General features: G+C 66.0%; 15 protein-coding genes and 1 pseudogene. 11 read left to right on the forward strand and 5 right to left on the reverse strand.

The features are described 5' to 3' along the window. Positions 1-3: 3 nt before the first annotated feature. A complete protein-coding gene (locus tag ACNANG_RS07745) occupies positions 4-1,533 on the reverse strand; it encodes a M48 family metalloprotease (RefSeq protein WP_420226703.1) in 1,530 nt (509 codons plus the stop codon). 203 nt (positions 1,534-1,736) lie between these two features. Between ACNANG_RS07745 and moaC the strand changes: the two genes are divergently transcribed. Further along, entirely contained in the window at positions 1,737-2,216 is a 480-nt protein-coding gene (gene moaC / locus ACNANG_RS07750; protein WP_179589165.1) for a cyclic pyranopterin monophosphate synthase MoaC, read from the forward strand. Here moaC and ACNANG_RS07755 read toward each other — a convergent pair. Beyond that, positions 2,190-3,116, reverse strand: a complete 927-nt coding sequence (locus ACNANG_RS07755) for a LysR substrate-binding domain-containing protein (protein ID WP_420226704.1) — start codon at positions 3,114-3,116, stop codon at positions 2,190-2,192. The two genes, moaC and ACNANG_RS07755, sit on opposite strands and share 27 nt — an antisense overlap. 163 nt (positions 3,117-3,279) lie before the next feature. On the opposite strand from ACNANG_RS07755, the gene ACNANG_RS07760 reads away from it, so the two are divergent. The 4 genes and pseudogenes from ACNANG_RS07760 (at position 3,280) to ACNANG_RS07775 (ending at position 8,027) form a co-directional block, all read left to right on the forward strand. Next, positions 3,280-4,254, forward strand: a complete 975-nt coding sequence (locus ACNANG_RS07760; protein ID WP_420226705.1) for a Bug family tripartite tricarboxylate transporter substrate binding protein — start codon at positions 3,280-3,282, stop codon at positions 4,252-4,254. 64 nt (positions 4,255-4,318) lie between these two features. Then, positions 4,319-4,435: pseudogene (locus ACNANG_RS07765) on the forward strand (hypothetical protein); the annotation flags it as partial. 62 nt (positions 4,436-4,497) lie between these two features. Then, entirely contained in the window at positions 4,498-7,146 is a 2,649-nt protein-coding gene (locus ACNANG_RS07770; RefSeq protein ID WP_420226706.1) for an FAD-dependent monooxygenase, read from the forward strand. Continuing rightward, on the forward strand, positions 7,143-8,027 hold the full coding sequence (locus tag ACNANG_RS07775; protein ID WP_420226707.1) for a fumarylacetoacetate hydrolase family protein: 885 nt from the start codon (positions 7,143-7,145) through the stop codon (positions 8,025-8,027). Before ACNANG_RS07770 ends, ACNANG_RS07775 begins: the two co-directional genes overlap by 4 nt. A gap of 78 nt (positions 8,028-8,105) precedes the next feature. Here ACNANG_RS07775 and ACNANG_RS07780 read toward each other — a convergent pair whose 3' ends face one another. Both ACNANG_RS07780 and pmbA read right to left on the reverse strand, forming a co-directional pair. Next, positions 8,106-9,410, reverse strand: a complete 1,305-nt coding sequence (locus ACNANG_RS07780; RefSeq protein WP_420226708.1) for an NAD(P)/FAD-dependent oxidoreductase — start codon at positions 9,408-9,410, stop codon at positions 8,106-8,108. Positions 9,411-9,577: 167 nt separating this feature from the next. Further along, positions 9,578-10,921: a metalloprotease PmbA gene (pmbA, locus tag ACNANG_RS07785; protein ID WP_420227484.1), complete on the reverse strand. Its 1,344-nt coding sequence runs from the start codon at positions 10,919-10,921 to the stop codon at positions 9,578-9,580. Between the two features lie 172 nt (positions 10,922-11,093). Here pmbA and yjgA point away from each other — a divergent pair, with 172 nt between their 5' ends. From yjgA to ACNANG_RS07815, 6 genes are all read left to right on the forward strand, one after another. Beyond that, positions 11,094-11,723: a ribosome biogenesis factor YjgA gene (gene yjgA, locus ACNANG_RS07790; protein ID WP_420226709.1), complete on the forward strand. Its 630-nt coding sequence runs from the start codon at positions 11,094-11,096 to the stop codon at positions 11,721-11,723. A 4-nt stretch (positions 11,724-11,727) separates the two neighbouring features. Then, positions 11,728-12,393: a molybdopterin adenylyltransferase gene (mog, locus tag ACNANG_RS07795; protein ID WP_420226710.1), complete on the forward strand. Its 666-nt coding sequence runs from the start codon at positions 11,728-11,730 to the stop codon at positions 12,391-12,393. A 108-nt stretch (positions 12,394-12,501) separates the two neighbouring features. Further along, complete coding sequence (locus tag ACNANG_RS07800) at positions 12,502-13,176, forward strand: alpha/beta hydrolase (RefSeq protein ID WP_420226711.1); 675 nt, start codon at positions 12,502-12,504, stop codon at positions 13,174-13,176. 78 nt (positions 13,177-13,254) lie between these two features. Beyond that, a complete protein-coding gene (locus ACNANG_RS07805; protein ID WP_420226712.1) occupies positions 13,255-13,725 on the forward strand; it encodes a universal stress protein in 471 nt (156 codons plus the stop codon). Between the two features lie 451 nt (positions 13,726-14,176). Next, entirely contained in the window at positions 14,177-15,430 is a 1,254-nt protein-coding gene (locus tag ACNANG_RS07810; RefSeq protein ID WP_420226713.1) for a serine hydrolase, read from the forward strand. Beyond that, on the forward strand, positions 15,369-16,433 hold the full coding sequence (locus ACNANG_RS07815) for a serine hydrolase (protein WP_420226714.1): 1,065 nt from the start codon (positions 15,369-15,371) through the stop codon (positions 16,431-16,433). Before ACNANG_RS07810 ends, ACNANG_RS07815 begins: the two co-directional genes overlap by 62 nt. Before the next feature lie 8 nt (positions 16,434-16,441). Here the strand turns inward: ACNANG_RS07815 and ACNANG_RS07820 are convergent, their stop codons facing one another. Further along, the gene (locus ACNANG_RS07820; protein WP_420226715.1) at positions 16,442-17,386 is read right to left on the reverse strand and encodes a LysR family transcriptional regulator; all 945 of its coding nucleotides are present in this window, start codon (positions 17,384-17,386) and stop codon (positions 16,442-16,444) included. Positions 17,387-17,621 lie beyond the last annotated feature (235 nt).

The following is a 17,621-nucleotide window of genomic DNA, read 5'->3' on the forward strand; positions in this document are numbered from 1 at the left end:
CGCTCAGCTCTTGAACCGTTTCAACATGTCGTTTTCCTCTTTCACCCGCCGCTGCAGCTCGCGCAGTTGCGCGTCGATCTGCGACTGTTCGTAGAAGTCCTTGGACAGGCCGCGCGCCTGGGTCAGCAGTTCCACCGCGGCGGACATGGCACCGGTGCGTGAATAGAACTCGGCCATGGCCCGCCGCTCGGCCACAGGCTGCTGCAGGCCGCCGTAGCTGGTCGCCAGCATCTGGCGGAACCGGGGCTGGTCGGGATAGCGGGAAATCTGCTCGTTCAGAAACGTGACCGCGTCGCTGTGGCGGCCCGTGCGTTGCAATGCATCCGCATAGTCATAGGCCAGGCTGATCTGCTGGGGCCAGCGCTCACGCGCGGCCCTGCTCAGCGCCAAGGCCTTGTCGGCGTTGCCCTGCGCCATGGCGATGTCGATCGCCAGACCCGCCAGCATGACGTGATCGCGCGCGCCCGACGTGGCGTTGTCATAGGCTTCTTGCGCCTTGGTGTAATCGCGCCGGCGCAAGTACCCAACGCCCACCCCGTAATACGCGGCCGCCTTTTCGATGCCGGTGGTGGCTTCCATGGCGCGGCTTTCCAGGAAACGGATCGCGTCGATCGTGTCCTGCCCGCTGGCCGCCTGCAACACGCGCAGCTTGGCGCGCACGAAGTAGAAATCAGGCGGACTGGGTGGTGTGGGCGCGCCGGTGCTGAGGGACCGCGCCCGGTTCTGCATGTCCGACATCCGCTCGATGGACAGCGGGTGCGTCCGGGTGAACGACGTGCTGGTACGTTCGTTGACGGAAGACAGCGCCATCAACCGGCCAAAGAAGGTGGCCATGCCGTTCACGTCATAGCCTGACGCGCTCAGCATTTGAAAGCCGGTGCGGTCGGCCTCGCGTTCGGCCTCGCGCGAAAAGCCCAGTTGCGCGTCGATCGCCGCGGCCTGCCCGAACGCCATGGCCGCTTCGGGCGCCTGGGAATTGCCGCGCGCCGCGACCAGCGCCGCAAGCAAGGCCGCCACCATGATGACGCTGGTCTGCTTCTGCTGCACCAGGCCCCGTGCCACATGCCGCTGCACCACATGGCCGATTTCATGCGCCATCACGCCGGCCAGCTCCGATTCCGACTGCGCGGCCACGACCAGGCCCGCGTTGATGCCGATGAATCCGCCGGGCATCGCAAACGCGTTGACGCTGGCGTCGCGCACCGGAAACACGTGGATCTGCTGCGTGTCCGACGGGGCATGCGCCGACAGGTTCGACGCCATGGTGTTCAGGTACTGGGAGATGTCCGGATCGTCGATGTAGTCCGGGTCGTTCAGCGACTGCGCCATGATGGCTTCGCCCAGCCGCCGTTCCAGCCGCGGCGACAGTTCGTCGGCCGACGATTCGCCCAGGTCGGGCAGGCCCGCCGGCTGCGCCCGCGCAACGCTGGCGCCGGGCAGCCAGGCAGGCGCGGGCATGGCCAGCAGCACGGGCAACAGCGCGCAGGCGATCGCGTTGCGCGTAAAGAGTGGGAAGCGGGTCGGTGTCACCATCCAAGTATGATAGCCAGCTTCGCCGACGGGTGCCCTGCCGGGCAGTTATCAAGTGGTAAGCCATGTCTACGCCGCGTGCGCCGCGCGGATAGCCATGCCAGACCTGAGCCAGCGTGCAAGCTTGGCGCGCGCACGTATGCACCCAGGCAGGCCGGCACACCTGCTTCTGGCCCTTTCTTTGCATTTTCACTCTGGACCGCCTTATGTCAGGACTGACCCATTTCGACGCCGCCGGACAGGCCCACATGGTGGATGTCGGCGCGAAACCCGCGACCGCCCGCGTGGCGCGCGCCGGCGGCAGCATCCGCATGGAAGCAGCCACCCTGGAACGCATTCGCGATGGCAACGCCAAGAAAGGCGACGTGTTGGGCATTGCCCGCATCGCTGCGATCATGGCCGCCAAACGCACATCGGACCTGATTCCGCTGTGCCATCCCATTCCGCTGACGCATGTTTCCTGCGACTTCGACATCGACGAAGCGGCATCGGCCGTGCACTGCACGGTGCAGGCGGAAACGGTGGGCGGCACGGGCGTCGAAATGGAAGCGCTGACAGCAGTGAACGTCGCGCTGCTGACCATTTACGACATGTGCAAGGCCGTGGACCGGGGCATGGTCATCGACAACGTGCGGCTGCTGGAAAAGCGCGGCGGCAAGTCAGGGGTGTGGCTGCGGCAGGAGTAATCGCCCCGCCGTGGCGACCGCTTCCCGTTCCATCAGTGTGGACAGGGCTTCCGCAGCGGGCGTCAGCGGCAGGTTGGCCCGCGTGATGCGCACGATGTCCGGCCCCGGAAACCGTTCCGGGATTGGAATGGTGGCGATCACATGCCGCAGCACGGGTGAGTCCACCCACTGGCGCGGCAGCACGGCCAGCATGTCGGTGGTGGACAGCAGCGACGCCACGCCGATCATCGAATCGGATTGCGTCAGGGCCACGGGCGGCGTCAGGCCGTTGTCGGTAAAGACCTCTTCGAACTCGTTGCCCACCTGATCGCGCACGCCGGTCAGCAGCCATTCCGCGCCGACCAGATCGGCCAGGCGCCGCGCCGTGCCCAGGGGATGGCCATGCCGCCCCACCACGAAGCGTTCGTTCTCGAACAGCAATTCGATGTGGAAGGGCTTGCCCGCGGGCCGGTCCGGACGCGGGCCGACCAGGAAGTCGAGCGATCCGTCTTCCAGGCGTTGCCCCAGCGTCCTGAAAAAGCCTTCCACGATCTGCAGCCGCACGCCCGGAAAGCGCTTGCGAAACGCGTTGTACACCTGCGGCATCAGGGCCATGCAGGCGGCCGACGACACGCCCAGCGCCACGCTGCCGGTCAGCTCGCCCTGGCGCTGCGCGACCTCGTCCTTGCCTCGGCGCAGTTCGGCCATTGCGGCCTGTGCGCGCACCAGGTACAGCTCGCCAAGCTCCGTCAGGTGCACGCCCCGCGCGTGCCGCTCCACCAGCGCGGCGCCCAGTTCCGCTTCCAGCTCCCGCAGGCTGCGGGTCAGCGCCGGCTGCGCCAAGCCCAGGCTGCGGGCGGCCGCGCGCAGGCTGCGCGTCTGTGCAATCGCCACGAAATCCCGCAAGTGATGCAGTTTCATTGCTGATACCTGACAGTTATCGGTGGGGTCATTTTGCCATCTCACAGCAGGCAGTTGCACTGCCTACTATCCGGCTATCCCAACCAGGATGCCCAGGATCCCGCGGCGCACGTTCGTGCACCGACAGAAGGATCCGCGGCCAGCCCTAGCAAAAGGTGGAGACATGACGTTCAGACAACTCGCAATCGGGCTGCTCAGCCTGGTGGCGGCCAGCGCCCCGTTGCAGGCGCAGCCATCCTTCCCTTCCCGGCCGATCCGCGTGATCAGCCCCTTCCCGACCGGCAGCGGGCCGGACGTGGTCGTCCGGGTGGCGGCCGAGAAGATGACCAAGTCGCTGGGCCAGCCGGTGATTGTCGAGGCGCGCCCGGGTGGCAACGGCTTCATTGCGCTTGACGCCGTCAAACGCGCGGCGCCGACCGGGTACGAGCTGGGCCTGGCGGACGTGGGCCACCTGGCGATCAACCCGTCGCTCTTCAAGAAGCTGCCTTACGACGCGGCGGCCGACTTCACGCAGATCAGCGGCGTGTATCGCACGGCGTTTTTCGTGTTCGTCGGACAGAACAGTTCGATCCGGGACGTTCGCGGCCTGGTGGCCGAAGCGCGCCAGCATCCGGGCAAGGTCACCTACGGGTCCAACTCGGTGGGCGGGCCCTTGCATCTGGGCGCCGTCCAGCTCGAAACCGCGGCGGGCGTGCAGATGCTGCATGTGCCGTTCAAGGAAACCGCCGCCGTCTACAACGCCGTCGCCACGGGCGACGTGACCTGGGCAATGGGCAGCCTGGCCACGGCCGGCCCCTTGTTGCAGGCGGGCAAGCTGCGGCTGCTGGCGGTGGCCGACAAGGAACGGTCGGCCGCGATGCCGGAGGTTCCCACGGTGGAACAAAGCGGCGGTCCGGCGGGCGTCGAAGCCACCACCTGGGTTACCTTTCTGGGCCCGCGCGACCTGCCGCCGGCTGTCGCCGAGACACTAAGCACCCACTTTCGCGCCGCCCTGGATTCCACCGACGTGCGCGATCGCATGACCACGTTCGGTTTTGCACCGGCCGGCAGCACCGGCGCCCAGGTGATGTCCTGGATGCGGGCGGACACGCCGCGCTATGCCGACATGATCCAGCGCACCGGCGCGCAGGCCGACTGAAGGAGCCGTCATGGATACCGTCATGACCGATGTCGCCATCGTAGGCGGCGGCCCAGCCGGGCTGATGCTGGCGATTGAACTGGGCTGCCGCGGCGTGCGCTGCGTGCTGCTGGAAGAAGACGTGGACGGGCCGGACTTTCCCAAGGCCAACGCCACGTCGTCACGCACCATGGAGCACTATCGGCGCCGCGGGTTTTCCGCCGAGATCCGCGCCTTGGGCCTGCCCCCGACCATCCGCAGGATGTGGTCTATTGCACCCGCCTGGCCGGGCACGAACTGGCGCGCTTTCGCATCCCGTCACGGGCCGACGCCGCGGCGGGCGTGTCGTTTGGCGACTATGGCGAGCAGGCCTGGCCCACACCCGAACTGCCGCACCGCGCGCAGCAAATGGTGATCGAGCCGATCCTGCGCAGGCAGGCGGCGCGCTATGCCAGTGTCGATGCCCGGTATGGGGAACGCGCGTCGGCGGTGGAGGATCGTGGCGACCATGTGCGGGTCACCGTCACGCCTGCCGAAGGTGGACCGGCCTGGGAAGTCCACGCCCGGTATGCGGTCGGCTGCGATGGTCCCCGCAGCCTGATGCGCAAGTCGATGGGCATCGGCTACAGCGGCCAAAGCCAGGAAGCGCGCGATTTCTTTGGCGGGCAGATGCTGTCCTTCTACTTCCGGTCCAGCGACCTGGCGCAGGTCATGGGCAAGCGCCCTGCGTGGCAATACTGGGCCGTCAATCCGGAACAGCGGGGCCTGCTGGTGTCGATCGACGGCGCGGAAACCTGGCTGTTGCTGGTGCAGGTTCCCCCTGGCAAAACCATGGCCGAGATGGATGGCGCGGCCTTGTCCCGCGCGGTCGTGGGCGCGCCGCATGACTTCCGGCCGATCGCCACCATGCCCTGGAGCGCCGGCTATGCACTGGTGGCCGACACGCTGGCCAAGGGCCGCCTCTTCCTGGCCGGTGATGCCGCGCATCTGTTCACCCCCACCGGGGGCATGGGCTACAACACCAGCATCGACGACGTGGTGAACCTGGGGTGGAAACTGGCCGGGGCGGTGCGGGGCTGGGGCGGCCCGGCGCTGCTGGCAAGCTACGACCAGGAACGGCGGCCGATTGCCTTGCGCAACACGGCTTTTGCCCGGCGGATGGCGGACAGCATCGGCCGCGTGCCGGTAGACCCCGGCGTCGAAGCCGATGATGCCGGCGCCGAGGTAGCCAGGGCTGCGCTGGGCGCGGCGCTGGCCCGGCATGTGGCCTCGGAATTCAATATCCCGGGCCTGCAGCTGGGGGTGCGCTATGGCGACAGTCCACTGGTCGCCACGGATGACGCTGCGCCGCCACCCGACGAACCGAATCATTATGTTCCGTCGGCCTACCCGGGCGCACGGGCGCCCCACGTCGCGCTGCCTGGCGGCCCGCTGTTCGACCGCTTCGGACCGGACTTTACGTTGCTGCTGACGCGGGACGGGGATGCCGCGCGATGGCAGGCCGCGGCCGATGCGCTGGGCGTGCCGCTACGGGTGCTGCGAGTCGCCGATACGAGCGTGCGGCAAGTCTATGAGGCGGACGCGGTGCTGATCCGGCCGGATCATCATGTGGCATGGCGGGGAGCCATGGACGCAGACGCGGCTGTCGTTCTGCGGCGCGCGACGGGGCATGGCGCGGACGTGTCGGCTGCTGATGCGGGGAATGCGGGCACCTTGAATGCCAACGGCGCGGCCAGGGTGACCGCGGACCCTGCAGACGCCAAGGCCATCCACGCCACCACACGCCATCGCTGCGCCCTTGCCGTGCACTCGGTCCACCGCGTCGTGTACACCGTGCCCGATCTGGACGAAGCCGAACGGTTCTATGTCGCCTTCGGACTTGACGTCAGGCGGATCAGCAGCGGAAGCCGCCCACGGCTCGATCTGTACACCTACGGATGCGATCACTGCTGGGCGACGATCCACGCCAACGGCGAGCCGAAGCGGCTGCAAACGGTCGTCTACGGCATTTTCGAGCAAGACGTGGAGGCCTTCGGGCGGCGCATCGAGACACTGGGTCTGGCCTGCCCTCCCCATCCGCTGGGCGACCCCGGCGGGCTGTGGCTGCGCGACGCCGACGGCCTGCCGATCCAGTTGGTCGTGGCCGAGAAAAGCTCGCCGGACAGCAAGTCAGTGCCCACTCCGCAGGTGCTCGACGCCGAAGGACGCGGCGCCCACAACCGCAGCGGTGGACCGGTGGTTCGCCCCCGGCGTCTGTCGCACGTGCTGCGTTTTTCGCCCGATGTGCCACGCATGACGCGCTTCAGCGAAGACGTGCTGGGCCTGCGGCTGTCGGACAGCGCGGCGGACGTGATCGCCTTCATTCATACCCCACATGGCAGCGACCACCACTTGGTGGCCTTCGCCAAGGCATCGCACCCCGGACTGCACCACATGAGTTGGGATGTGGGCAGCGTGGACGACGTAGGCTGGGGCGCGGAACGCATGAAGGCGCAGGGCTACACCCTGGGCTGGGGCGTCGGCCGGCACTTCCTGGGCTCCAACTACTTCTACTACGTGCGCGATCCGTGGGGCAGTTACGCCGAGTACTCCTTCGACATCGATTACGTGTCGGCTGACACCGATTGGCCCACGGGCAATCACGCGCTGGCCGACTCGCTGCATGTGTGGGGCCCCGACGTGCCACACGACTTCATCACCAATTTCGAGGTGAATGACGCTGCCGGCGGAATGCCCGGGCAGACGCCAACCCAGGCGGCTGCCCTGCCCGACGCAGCAACCGACGCCCCTCCCGCGCCCCAGACCGCTTTGGCGCCCACCCACCAGCTTGCCACCGAGACATTGGCCGACACGATCGCCGACGCCGCTATCGAGGCCACCGACACCCACCCTCCTGCCAAGGACCCTGCATGAAACTCGTGACCTTCACCCACCACGGCGCACAGACCATCGGCCTGGTGGCCGGCGACCGCGTCATCGACGTGGCGGCTGCCGACCCGTCCCTTCCCAACGACATGATTGCCCTGATCCGCTCGGGCGGCCAAGCCCTGGATCGGGTCCGTGCCATTGACCTTGCCACCGCGCCATCGTTCGCCTTGGCCGACGTTCACCTGGACGCCCCCGTACTGACGCCGTCCAAATATCTGGCGATCGGCATGAACTACCGCGCCCACGTCAAGGAAGCCCTGAGCAAGGGTGTGCAGGTGCCCGACACGCAAGTCTGGTTCAACAAGCAGGTGTCCTGCATCAACGGTCCCTTCGACGACGTGCACAAGCCGCGCGCGTCGGACCACCTGGATTACGAAGCGGAACTGGCCGTGGTGATCGGCCGCCGCTGCCGCCACGTACCGGTGGAACACGCCAAAGACGTGGTCTTTGGCTACACCATCGCCAACGACGTGTCCGTGCGCGACTGGCAGTTGCGGTCCAGCACCTTCACCCTGGGCAAGTCCTGGGACACGCACGGGCCCATCGGCCCGTGGATCGTGACGGCCGACGAACTGCCCGAACCGCACGGCCTGCGCCTGCGCATGCGGGTCAATGGCGAGGTCCGCCAGGACATCACCACCGACCAGATGCTGGCCAATGTGTGGGAGCAGATCGCGCATCTGTCGACGGTCATGACGCTGGAACCGGGCGACCTGATCGCGACCGGCACGCCGTCGGGCGTGGGTCTGGCGATGCAGCCGCCCACCTGGCTGAAGGTGGGCGATGTGATGCGGGTGGAAGTGGAGGGCATCGGCCACATCGAGAACCGCGTGGTGGCCGAGCCGGAATCGACGGTGATGCGCTAGCGGGTACTACTGCCAGGCTGGCCGGGGCGGCGCCTGACTTGCCGGCCTGGGCGGAGCGTCCGCGGCCGGCTGCCTGCCTCAGTGCAATTTGACGCGCGGCCGCGATCGCCGCGTCAGCACCCGCGCCAACGACCGCATCGTGGCGCCCCAGATGCCCAGCACCGCCGCATAGTGGGTCCAGTGCGAGCTCGAATACATGATGCGCGCGACCCAGCCCTCCACTTTCAAGTTGGGTCCCGACAAGCCACCCATCAAACTGCCGACGCCTTCGGAATGCCCCAGCGACACCAGGGACCCGAAGTCGCGAAACCGGAAACCTTCGGCAACCGGCGCATCGTTGTTCATGCGGGCGGACAGCACCTTGAACAAATAAGACGCCTGCTGGTGCGCGGCCTGGGCCCGCGCCGGCACCGTCTTGTCGGTGCCCGCCCAGGGCGCTGCCGCGCAGTCGCCCAGCGCATATACATTGGGGTCGCTCGTCGCCAGGTGGTCATCCACCTGGATCTGATGTTGCCTGGTCAGCGGCAGGCCCAATTTTTCGAGCAGCGCGGGCGCCTGGATCCCGGCGGCCCACACGCACAGGTCCGCCGGAAACTCGCGGTCGGCCGTGCGCACCGCATGCTGGGTGACTTCGGACACCCGGCAGCTGGTCTCGACCTGGATGCCCCGCTCAACCAGCAAGGCGGACGCCGCCTCGGATACGCGTTCGGGCAGCGGCCCCAGAATGCGCGGCCCGCCTTCGATCAATGTGATCTTCAGTTCGTCGGCCACGCTGTCTTGAGACAGGCCATAGTCCGAGATGCGGATACCCGCCTCGTGCAGTTCAGCGGCCAGTTCGACACCGGTCGCCCCACCGCCCACGATCACGACGTTGACCTGGCTACGCGTGCCTTCCTTGCCGAACGCTTCCGCGCGCGCCATGGCTTTCAGCAGTTCCGTACGGAAGAATTCCGCCGAATCGGTGGAATCCAGCGAAATCGCGTGCAGCTCCGCGCCCGGCGTGTTGAAAAAGTTGCCATAGCTGCCCAGCGCAAGCACCAGGGTGTCGTAAGGCACGGTGCGCGCGGGCAGGATCGGGTCGCCCTTGGCATCGACGAATGCATCGATGGCGACGGTGCGCGCGGCGCGATCCACATCCGTCACGCGGCCGATCAGGAATTGAAATCCGCTGTCATGGCCAAGCATCGCGTACGACAGGCCTTCGCGATGAATGTCCAGCGTGCCGGCCGCGACTTCATGCAAGGAAGGCTTCCAGATGTGGAAGGGGTTCGAATCGATCAGGATCACATTGCTGCGACCATACCGACGCCCCAGACGGACCGCCAGTTCCAGGCCCCCGGCGCCTCCGCCCACGATAACCACACGGTGCGACGTGCTGCGCATACCTGCTTCCTTCTTTTCTAGATGAATACCGGGCGGGGACATCCCGCCCGCAATACGTGTCTCCTGCCTCCGTGTTCGGTGATTTGGACGGCCGCGCCGCGTGCGATGCGCAAGGCGGACCGGAACGCCGCGGGCTGTCAGGCGCCGCGGCCATTCCGCTTGCCGGATCAGTTGCCGGCGATGGACATGCTGGCGATCAGGATCGAACCGGTCCGCTTGGTGCCGCGCACCAGCGTGTCGGCGCCAATGGCCACCATGTCGCGGTACATTTCGTTCAGGTTGCCCGCAATCGTGATCTCCTGCACGGCGTACTGGATCTCGCCGTTTTCCACCCAGTAGCCGAACGCGCCACGCGAATAGTCGCCGCTGACGTAATTGACGCCCTGCCCGATCAACTCGGTCACCAGCAGGCCCGTGCCCATCTTCCTGAGCATGGCGCGGAAATCGTCTTCAGGGCGCGTCAACCGCGACGACAAGGTCAGGTTGTGCGAGCCGCCCGCGTTGCCGGTGGTCTTCATGCCCAGCTTGCGCGCGGTATAGGTCGACAGGAAATAGCCTTCGACCACGCCCCCGCTGATCACTTTGCGGGCCGACGTGCGCACGCCTTCGTCGTCGAAGGGCGAGCTGCCCTGCGCGCCGGGTACGTGCGGATCCTCGTTCACGTCGATGTGCTCAGGCAGGATCTGCCGGCCCATGCTGTCGACCAGGAAGGTGGACTTGCGGTACAGCGCGCCGCCGCTCAGCGCCTGGGTCAGGGACCCCAGCAGGCCAGCAGCCAGCGGCGCTTCGAACAGCACCGGAAACTTGCCGGTCTTGATACGGCGGGCGCCCAGCCGCGACAACGCGCGTTCCGCAGCGTAGCGGCCCACGGCTTCGGGGTCGGCCAGTCGGTCGGCGCGGCGGTCGCTGGTGTACCAGTCGTCGCGCTGCATGTGATTGCCGCGCCCGGCGATCGGCGCCACCGACAGGCTGTGACGCGAATACGGATAGCCGTGCAGAAAGCCGCGCGTGTTCCCCAGCACGAAGTGGCCTTCGTAGGTCGAGACCGATGCGCCATCGGAATTGGTCACGCGCTTGTCAGTGGCCAGCGCGGCGCGTTCGGCGCGGATTGCGATGTCGGTGGCTTCTTCGGCGGTGATGTCCCACGGGTGGTGCAGGTCCAGGTCGCGGATGTCCGCATCGGTCGCCATCATGTCGGCGTCTGGCAGGCCGGCCATGGGGTCTTCGGCGGTGTGGCGGGCGATGTGGAACGCGGCTTCCACGGTGTCGCGCACAGCCTTGTCCGAAAAGTCCGAGGTAGACGCCGATCCGCGCCGCTGACCCACGTATACCGTCACGTCAAGCGAGCGGTCGCGCGTCTGTTCGACCGTTTCCAGGTCGCCCTGGCGCACGTTCACGGCCAGGCCCTGGCTTTCCGAGACCTCAGCCGCGGCGTCGGTGGCGCCGACGCGCTTCGACTCGTCCAGCACGCGGGCCACCAGGTCGCGAAACTGCGCGTGGTTGGCGATCAGGGGCTCGCGGACCGGTTCGCCACGGGGGCGTTGCGGGCCGAACGGGACGAGGCGTCGGTGCGGGAAGTGGTTTTGACCATCGGTGTCTTTGCAAAGGAGGCGGCCCCGGCATCGGAGCGAGACAGTTATCATAGCCAACAAGTGACACCCTCTCTTTGTCCATTGGCTTTCCATGTCCCGCAAAAGTTTCGTTCCGATCGACACCAACCCGCCCGTCCGCTTCGACGAGGACGGCAATCCCGACCTTCGCCCGCCCAGCAAGTCGCAGCTCAAGCGCGATTCGACGCGGCTGCAGGAACTTGGGGTCAGACTGACGAAACTGTCTCCCGCGCGGCTCAAGCAGCTGCCGCTGGCCGAACTGCTCTACCAGGCGATCCGCGAAGCGCAAAAGATCACGTCGCATGAAGCCAAGCGCCGGCAGATGCAACTGGTCGGCAAGTTGATGCGCGACGCGCAGATCGACCCGATCCAGGCCCAGCTGGCCAAGTGGGAAGGCGATTCGCAAGAAGACATCGCTGCCTTCCATCAGCTGGAACTGTGGCGCGACAAGCTGCTGGCCGACGACGAGCAGTTCACCAAATTCATGAACCTGTACCCGGCCGCCGACGCGCAGCACCTGCGGGCGCTGATCCGTGCGGCGCGCAAGGAACAGGCCGCGAACAAGTCGCTGCTGCAAGGCCAGGAACCGCAGCGCAAGCATTTCCGGGTGCTGTTCCAGGAAATCAAGCGGCTGCAGGCCGACGCGCAGGGCGACACGGGTCGCGATACCGAACCCGACATCGACGATGACGAGGACGATTGATCCCATGGCCTTTCCCCAGCAGGAACCCCAAGACGCGACCGCCGTCCGCATCGAACGCTCGCACCCCGACGAACTGATCTGCGGCCTGGTGTCGATCAGCGACCGCGCATCGGGCGGCGTGTATGAAGACCAAGGCATCCCGGCGCTCAAGACCTGGCTGCAAGGCGCGCTGACCACCCCGGTGCGGTTTGTCGAACGCCTGATCCCCGACGAGGCGCCCGGCATTTCCGCCACGCTGACCGACCTGGCCGACACGGTGGGCTGCGACCTGATCCTGACCACCGGCGGCACGGGTCCCTCGCGCCGCGATGTCACGCCCGAGGCCACGCTGGCGGTAGGCACCAAGGAAATGCCAGGGTTCGGCGAACAGATGCGCCAGATTTCCCTGCGCTTCGTGCCAACGGCAATCCTGTCGCGCCAGGTGGCGGTGATCCGCGAACGCGGCACGACCGACGCCGACGGCGCCACGCTGATCATCAATCTGCCGGGCCAGCCCAAGGCCATCCGCGAAACGCTGGAAGGCCTGCGTGACGCCGACCAGGCGCTGGTTGCAGCCGGCATCTTTGCCGCCGTGCCTTACTGCATCCAGTTGATAGGCGGCCCGTACATCGAAACCGATCCCGCGGTGTGCAAGGCGTTCCGCCCCAAGACGGCCGTGCGCCCGGCCTGACGGGCGCAGCGCCAACGACCTGCCCCGGATCGGCGGCACACGGCATTCGCCGCGTCATCCAACCGGGCGCCCTGCCCCTTTCGTCTCCTCTTTCGTGCAGCATCCGCCATGACCGACACCCCGCTTCTCGACTCCATCGAAACCACGACCGGCCCGGAACCCACCCGCGCGGTGATCTTCCTGCACGGCCTGGGCGCCGATGGCAATGACTTCTTTCCGGTCGTGCCGGAACTGAATCTGCAAGGCATTCCGTCCGTGCGCTTCGTGTTTCCGCACGCCACCATCCAGCCCGTCACCATCAACGGCGGCATGGCCATGCGGTCCTGGTACGACATCAAGCTGGCCGACCTGACGCGCCGTGAAGATGAAGCCGGCATCCGCGTGTCGCAGCAGCACGTGGAACGCCTGATCGCGCGCGAAAACGCCCGTGGCATCGCCACCGAGCACATCGTGCTGGCGGGGTTTTCGCAGGGCTGCGCCATGACCTTGCATACCGGCCTGCGCCATCCCCAAAAGCTGGCCGGCCTGGTCGCGTTGTCGGGCTACCTGCCCATCGCCGACATGCTGGACGCCGAGCGGGCCCCAGCCAACGCAGCCACGCCCGTCTTCATGGGCCATGGCACCAGCGACCCGGTCGTGCCCCTGGCCCGTGCCGAAGCGTCGCGCGATCGCCTGAATGTGCTGGGCTATCCGGTGGAATGGCACACCTATCCCATGCCGCATTCGGTGTGCGTGCCGGAACTGGCGGACATCTCGGCATTCCTGCGCAAGGTACTGGCCTGAGGTCGATGTGCCCGAGGTTCGCCTCTGGCGCAAACGGGGTATCCTGCGGTTGATGAGTCACTGTGAGGAGTAGCCACCATGTTCAAGAAAATCCTGATTCCCACCGACGGTTCGCCGCTGTCCTCGCAAGCCGCCAATGCCGGCGTGATGTTCGCCCGCTCGGTCAACGCCGAAGTCGTCGCGCTGCACGTCACGCAGCCGTTTGCCGCGACCATCGGTTTCGACGGCATGGCGGCTGCCTATGCGATCACCGATGACGCGTACGAAAAGGCCTCGTCCGAACAAGCCGCCAAATACATCGACGCCGTCATGAGCCGCGCCGACACCGCCGACGTCAAGGCAACATCCCTGTCAGTCTCGAATTTCAACGTGGCCGACGGGATCGTCCAGGCGGCCGCCGAATCGGGCGCGGACCTGATCTTCATCGGCAGCCATGGCCGCAGCGGCCTGTCCCGTCTGCTGCTGGGCAGCGTGACCGCCAAGGTGCTGTCGCTCGCGGGCACCGCGGTACTGGTGTATCGCGTGAAAGAGGAAAAAGACAAGAAGTAAGCTGTGGGTGAAACAGGCTTGGCCGCGGCGTGCAGCAAGTGCAGTCGCAAGTTGAAGCCGGCGCGGCCTTGAGCTGAAAAGGCGTGTCCTGATGCCGGATCAGTCGGTCTGTTTCCCCGCAAGAGCCCCGGGGCTGACAAAGCATTCGTCGGCCCCGTTTTCATGAGCTGAAAAGGCATGTCCTCATGCCGGATCAGTCGGTCTGTTTCCTGGCAGCCCCCCCGGGGGCTGACGGAGCACTCGTCGGCCCCAGTTTCTTTTGATTGCGGCCAGTTGCTGGTGGATTGTGGCCAGTTTCTGGTCACAACTGCTTACGCGTCGTCTTGCACGCCTGAGCAGCATTCAGGTCATATACAGCTTCTTTCCCTTTCCGACAGGAGCTGCACTGAAACGCCATTCTTCGCCCCCTCGTACACGCCGTCACCTTCGCGCGCGAGCCTTGAAGCGCGTCATGGCCGCGTCCGGCGTCGGCCTGGCCCTGGCCCTGGCGTTCAATGCTGCGCAGGCGGCGCCTGGCGCTCAAATGGCGGCGGCTGCAACCGCATTGCCAGTCGCTCCGCTACCCGCGCCCTCCGCTCCGCAGGTATTGCCGAAATCGCCCGCAATCCCCGCAGCAGGCGCAACCCCGCCGTCCACAGCCGCCGCCACTGCCGCCGCAGCCGACTGGCCGGCGCGGTTGGTGACCGAATTGGCGCGGGTCGACGCGCGCTTTCCTGGTGCGATTGGCGTGTACGTGCGGGATCTGGACACGGGGGTCGAGGCGTCCTATCACGCCGAAGAAACCTGGTACCTCGCGTCGACGGTAAAGATTCCCATCGCCTTGACGGTAATGCGCACCATCGAGCGCGGCGAACACACGCTGGACAGCACGCTGACCCTGCGTGCAACGGACTATGTCGATGGCACGGGCGAAACCAACAGCCACCCGCCCGGCACCAAACTGACGCTGCGGTATCTGCTTGAACAGATGATCGTGCACAGCGACAACACGGCCAGCGACATGCTGATCGACATGGTCGGCATCAACGAAGTCAACGCGCTGGTACGCGGCATCATCCCCAAAGGTTTTCAACGCATCACGTCGCTCGCCGACGTGCGGCGGCACGCCTACAGCCAGATCGTGCCGGCCGCCATGCAGTTGTCCGGATCGGATTTCCTTTTGCTCAAGAAACAGCGCACCGATTCGGCGCGGCTGGAGATCCTGGCCGATCTGTACAAGACTCCGCCCAAACAATTCCAGATGAAGACTGTGGGCGCCGCGTTCGAGGCGTATTACGCGACCCAACTGAACTCGGCACGGCTCGATGCGTATGGCGAACTGCTGGCCAAACTGATGGCGGGAAAGATTCTTGCTCCAACGTCGACTGCCTACCTGCTTGACGTCATGCGGCGGGTGCAGACCGGCCAGCAACGGATCAAGGCCGGCCTTCTGCCCCCTGCCGTTTTCGCGCACAAGACCGGTACCCAGCGCGCGCGCACGTGTGATTCGGGGATCATTACCGAACCCACGGCCTACCCTGGCAAGCGGATCGTGATTGCCGCCTGCACACGGGGCGACCTTTCGGTGGCGCGTTCGGACCGGGCTTTGAAACAAGTGGGTGAGGCCTTACGGACATCCGGGCTACTCACCATCGAAGGGTTTCATGATCCCACCGCAGACCTTATTCCGGTCGCTGTCCCTGGCACTGGGGCTGCTCGCCCTTGAGCCCGCTTACGCGGACTGGACCGACGCCCTCGAATCGCGCATCGAGCGTATCGACCAGGACACGCCCGGCAAAATCGGCGTCTACGTCAAACGCCTGGATGACGGAAAGTCCATGAACTACGAGGCGGATCGCCTGTGGTACCTGGGATCCGCCGTCAAGCTGCCAATCGCGCTGGCCGTGCTGCAGGAAGTCGAAGCGGGCTCCCACCGGCTTAATGAATCCCTGACGCTGCAAGACACCGACAAGATCGACGGGTCGGGCAACGTGGTGTGGCAAAAGGCCGGCACGCGCTACACCCTGGACCAGCTGCTGAAGAAGATGCTGATGGAAAGCGATAACACCGCGGCCAACATGCTGGTGCGCGCCATTGGCGAGGACACGGTCAACCGCCGGGCGCGCGACTACCTGGGGTCCCGCGGCTTCAAGCAGATCACCAACTTCACGCAAGTCCGGTACGAGGTCTACCGCGAACTGCACCCGGATGCGAGCAAGCTGACCAATGTGCAGATGGTGGAAGTGGCCGGTGCACCCATGGGCGCCGAGCGGGTTACCGCCTTCCGGCGCGCGCTGTCGCTGGAGCCCAACGAGCTTAAAGCCACGAGCATGGACGACGCCTACAACCGCTATTACGCAAAGGACATGAATGCCGTGACGCTGACCGCGTATGGCGACATGCTGGAAAAGCTGGTGACCGGCAAAGTGCTCAAGCAGCCGCAAAACCTGACCGCGCTCTACAAGAACATGAAGTACGACAGCTATGACGCATATCGCCTCGAAGCCGGCTTGCCGCGTACCGTGCGATTCATCCACAAGACCGGCACGCAGCACGAACGGGCGTGCCATGCCGGCGTGATCAACCCGCAGGACAACGGCCGCAACGCCATCGTGGTGGTGGCCTGCGCGGAAGAGATGGACGAATCGAAGGTCGCCGCCAAGGCGTTCGAGCAGGTAGGCCGTGCGATTACCCAGACGATGCTGGGGGAGCAGACCAGCAGGAAGTAGCGGACGGGCTAGTCTTCCCCCGCCGTCCCGACCGGGTGCTCGCCGTGTTCTTTCGCGGCCTTGCGCACGCACTCCACCAATTCGTCCACCGCCGCCGACCGGTACGGATCGTTCCGCCAGTACATTGAGACCGATCCGTACCCTTCCAATGGAATCGGCAGGATCCGCAAGGCTTTCAGCATCATGTGCCGAATGGCGGCGCCATGCGATGCCACCCCGATCATGTCGCTGTGGGACAGCAAGGTCACGTTCAGCGTGGCCGATGCCGACTCCAGGTCGTTGCGCGGGGCGCGGCCCGCGGCGGCCAGAGCCGCGTCCAGGGCATTGCGAATCGGCGTGCCGCGTGGCCACATGATCCAGCGATAGGCCAGCACGTCGTCCCAATCCATCGTCTTCCGCTCGAACAGCGGGTGATCGGGCCGGGCGATGAAGTGAATCGACTCCCGGTACAGCCGTTCGGTCAGGATGGCCGGGTCCAAGTGCTCTGTTGCGCTGCGGCCAACCACCACATCCAGATCGCCACGCACCAGCTGTTCGAGCAGCGTATCCAGCGTGCCTTCGACCAGTTTCACATGCACCTGCGGCATGCGCTCCAGCAGCATCAACACGGCATGCGGCACGGTGCCCGGCGCCGATGCGCCCGACGTCCCGATCATCACCTGCCCGCTCCCGCCTTCCCGCAAGGCATCCATCTCGGCGCGAGCGCGATCCAGCTGCACATCCAGCCGTTTGGCGTGGGCGATCAGCGCCTCGCCATGCGGCGTGGGCCGCAAGCCGCGTGCATGCCGCTCGAACAGTGGCAGCCCGATGTCGTCTTCCAGGTCCTTCAGCCACTTCGACAGACCGGGCTGCGTCGTGTTGAGCGCCGCCGCCGAATGGCTGATGTTCCGGGTATTGGCCAGGCTGATCAGCATCTGCAGGTTGCGCAGACGCAGCCGGTGAGTCCAATCCATGGTGCGTCCCTTCAGGCATAGATATACGCCCCACAGTATAGATAATCATAAACAATCATTGTTTTTGGCATATCTGATTGGCCATACTGCTGAAAAAATGCGCCCGCCGATGCTCGGGGGCCAGACGGAGACAGCGTGGCGCGCCAGACGGCGCGCTCGCATCAAGCGGGCCGGTCGACTACGGCCATGACCGCCGCGACCCGGCTTGCTCCAGGGTTGCCCTCCCTCTGTTGCC

It is taken from the genome of Pigmentiphaga litoralis (assembly GCF_048632615.1).
GTDB lineage: Bacteria > Pseudomonadota > Gammaproteobacteria > Burkholderiales > Burkholderiaceae_B > Pigmentiphaga > Pigmentiphaga litoralis_B.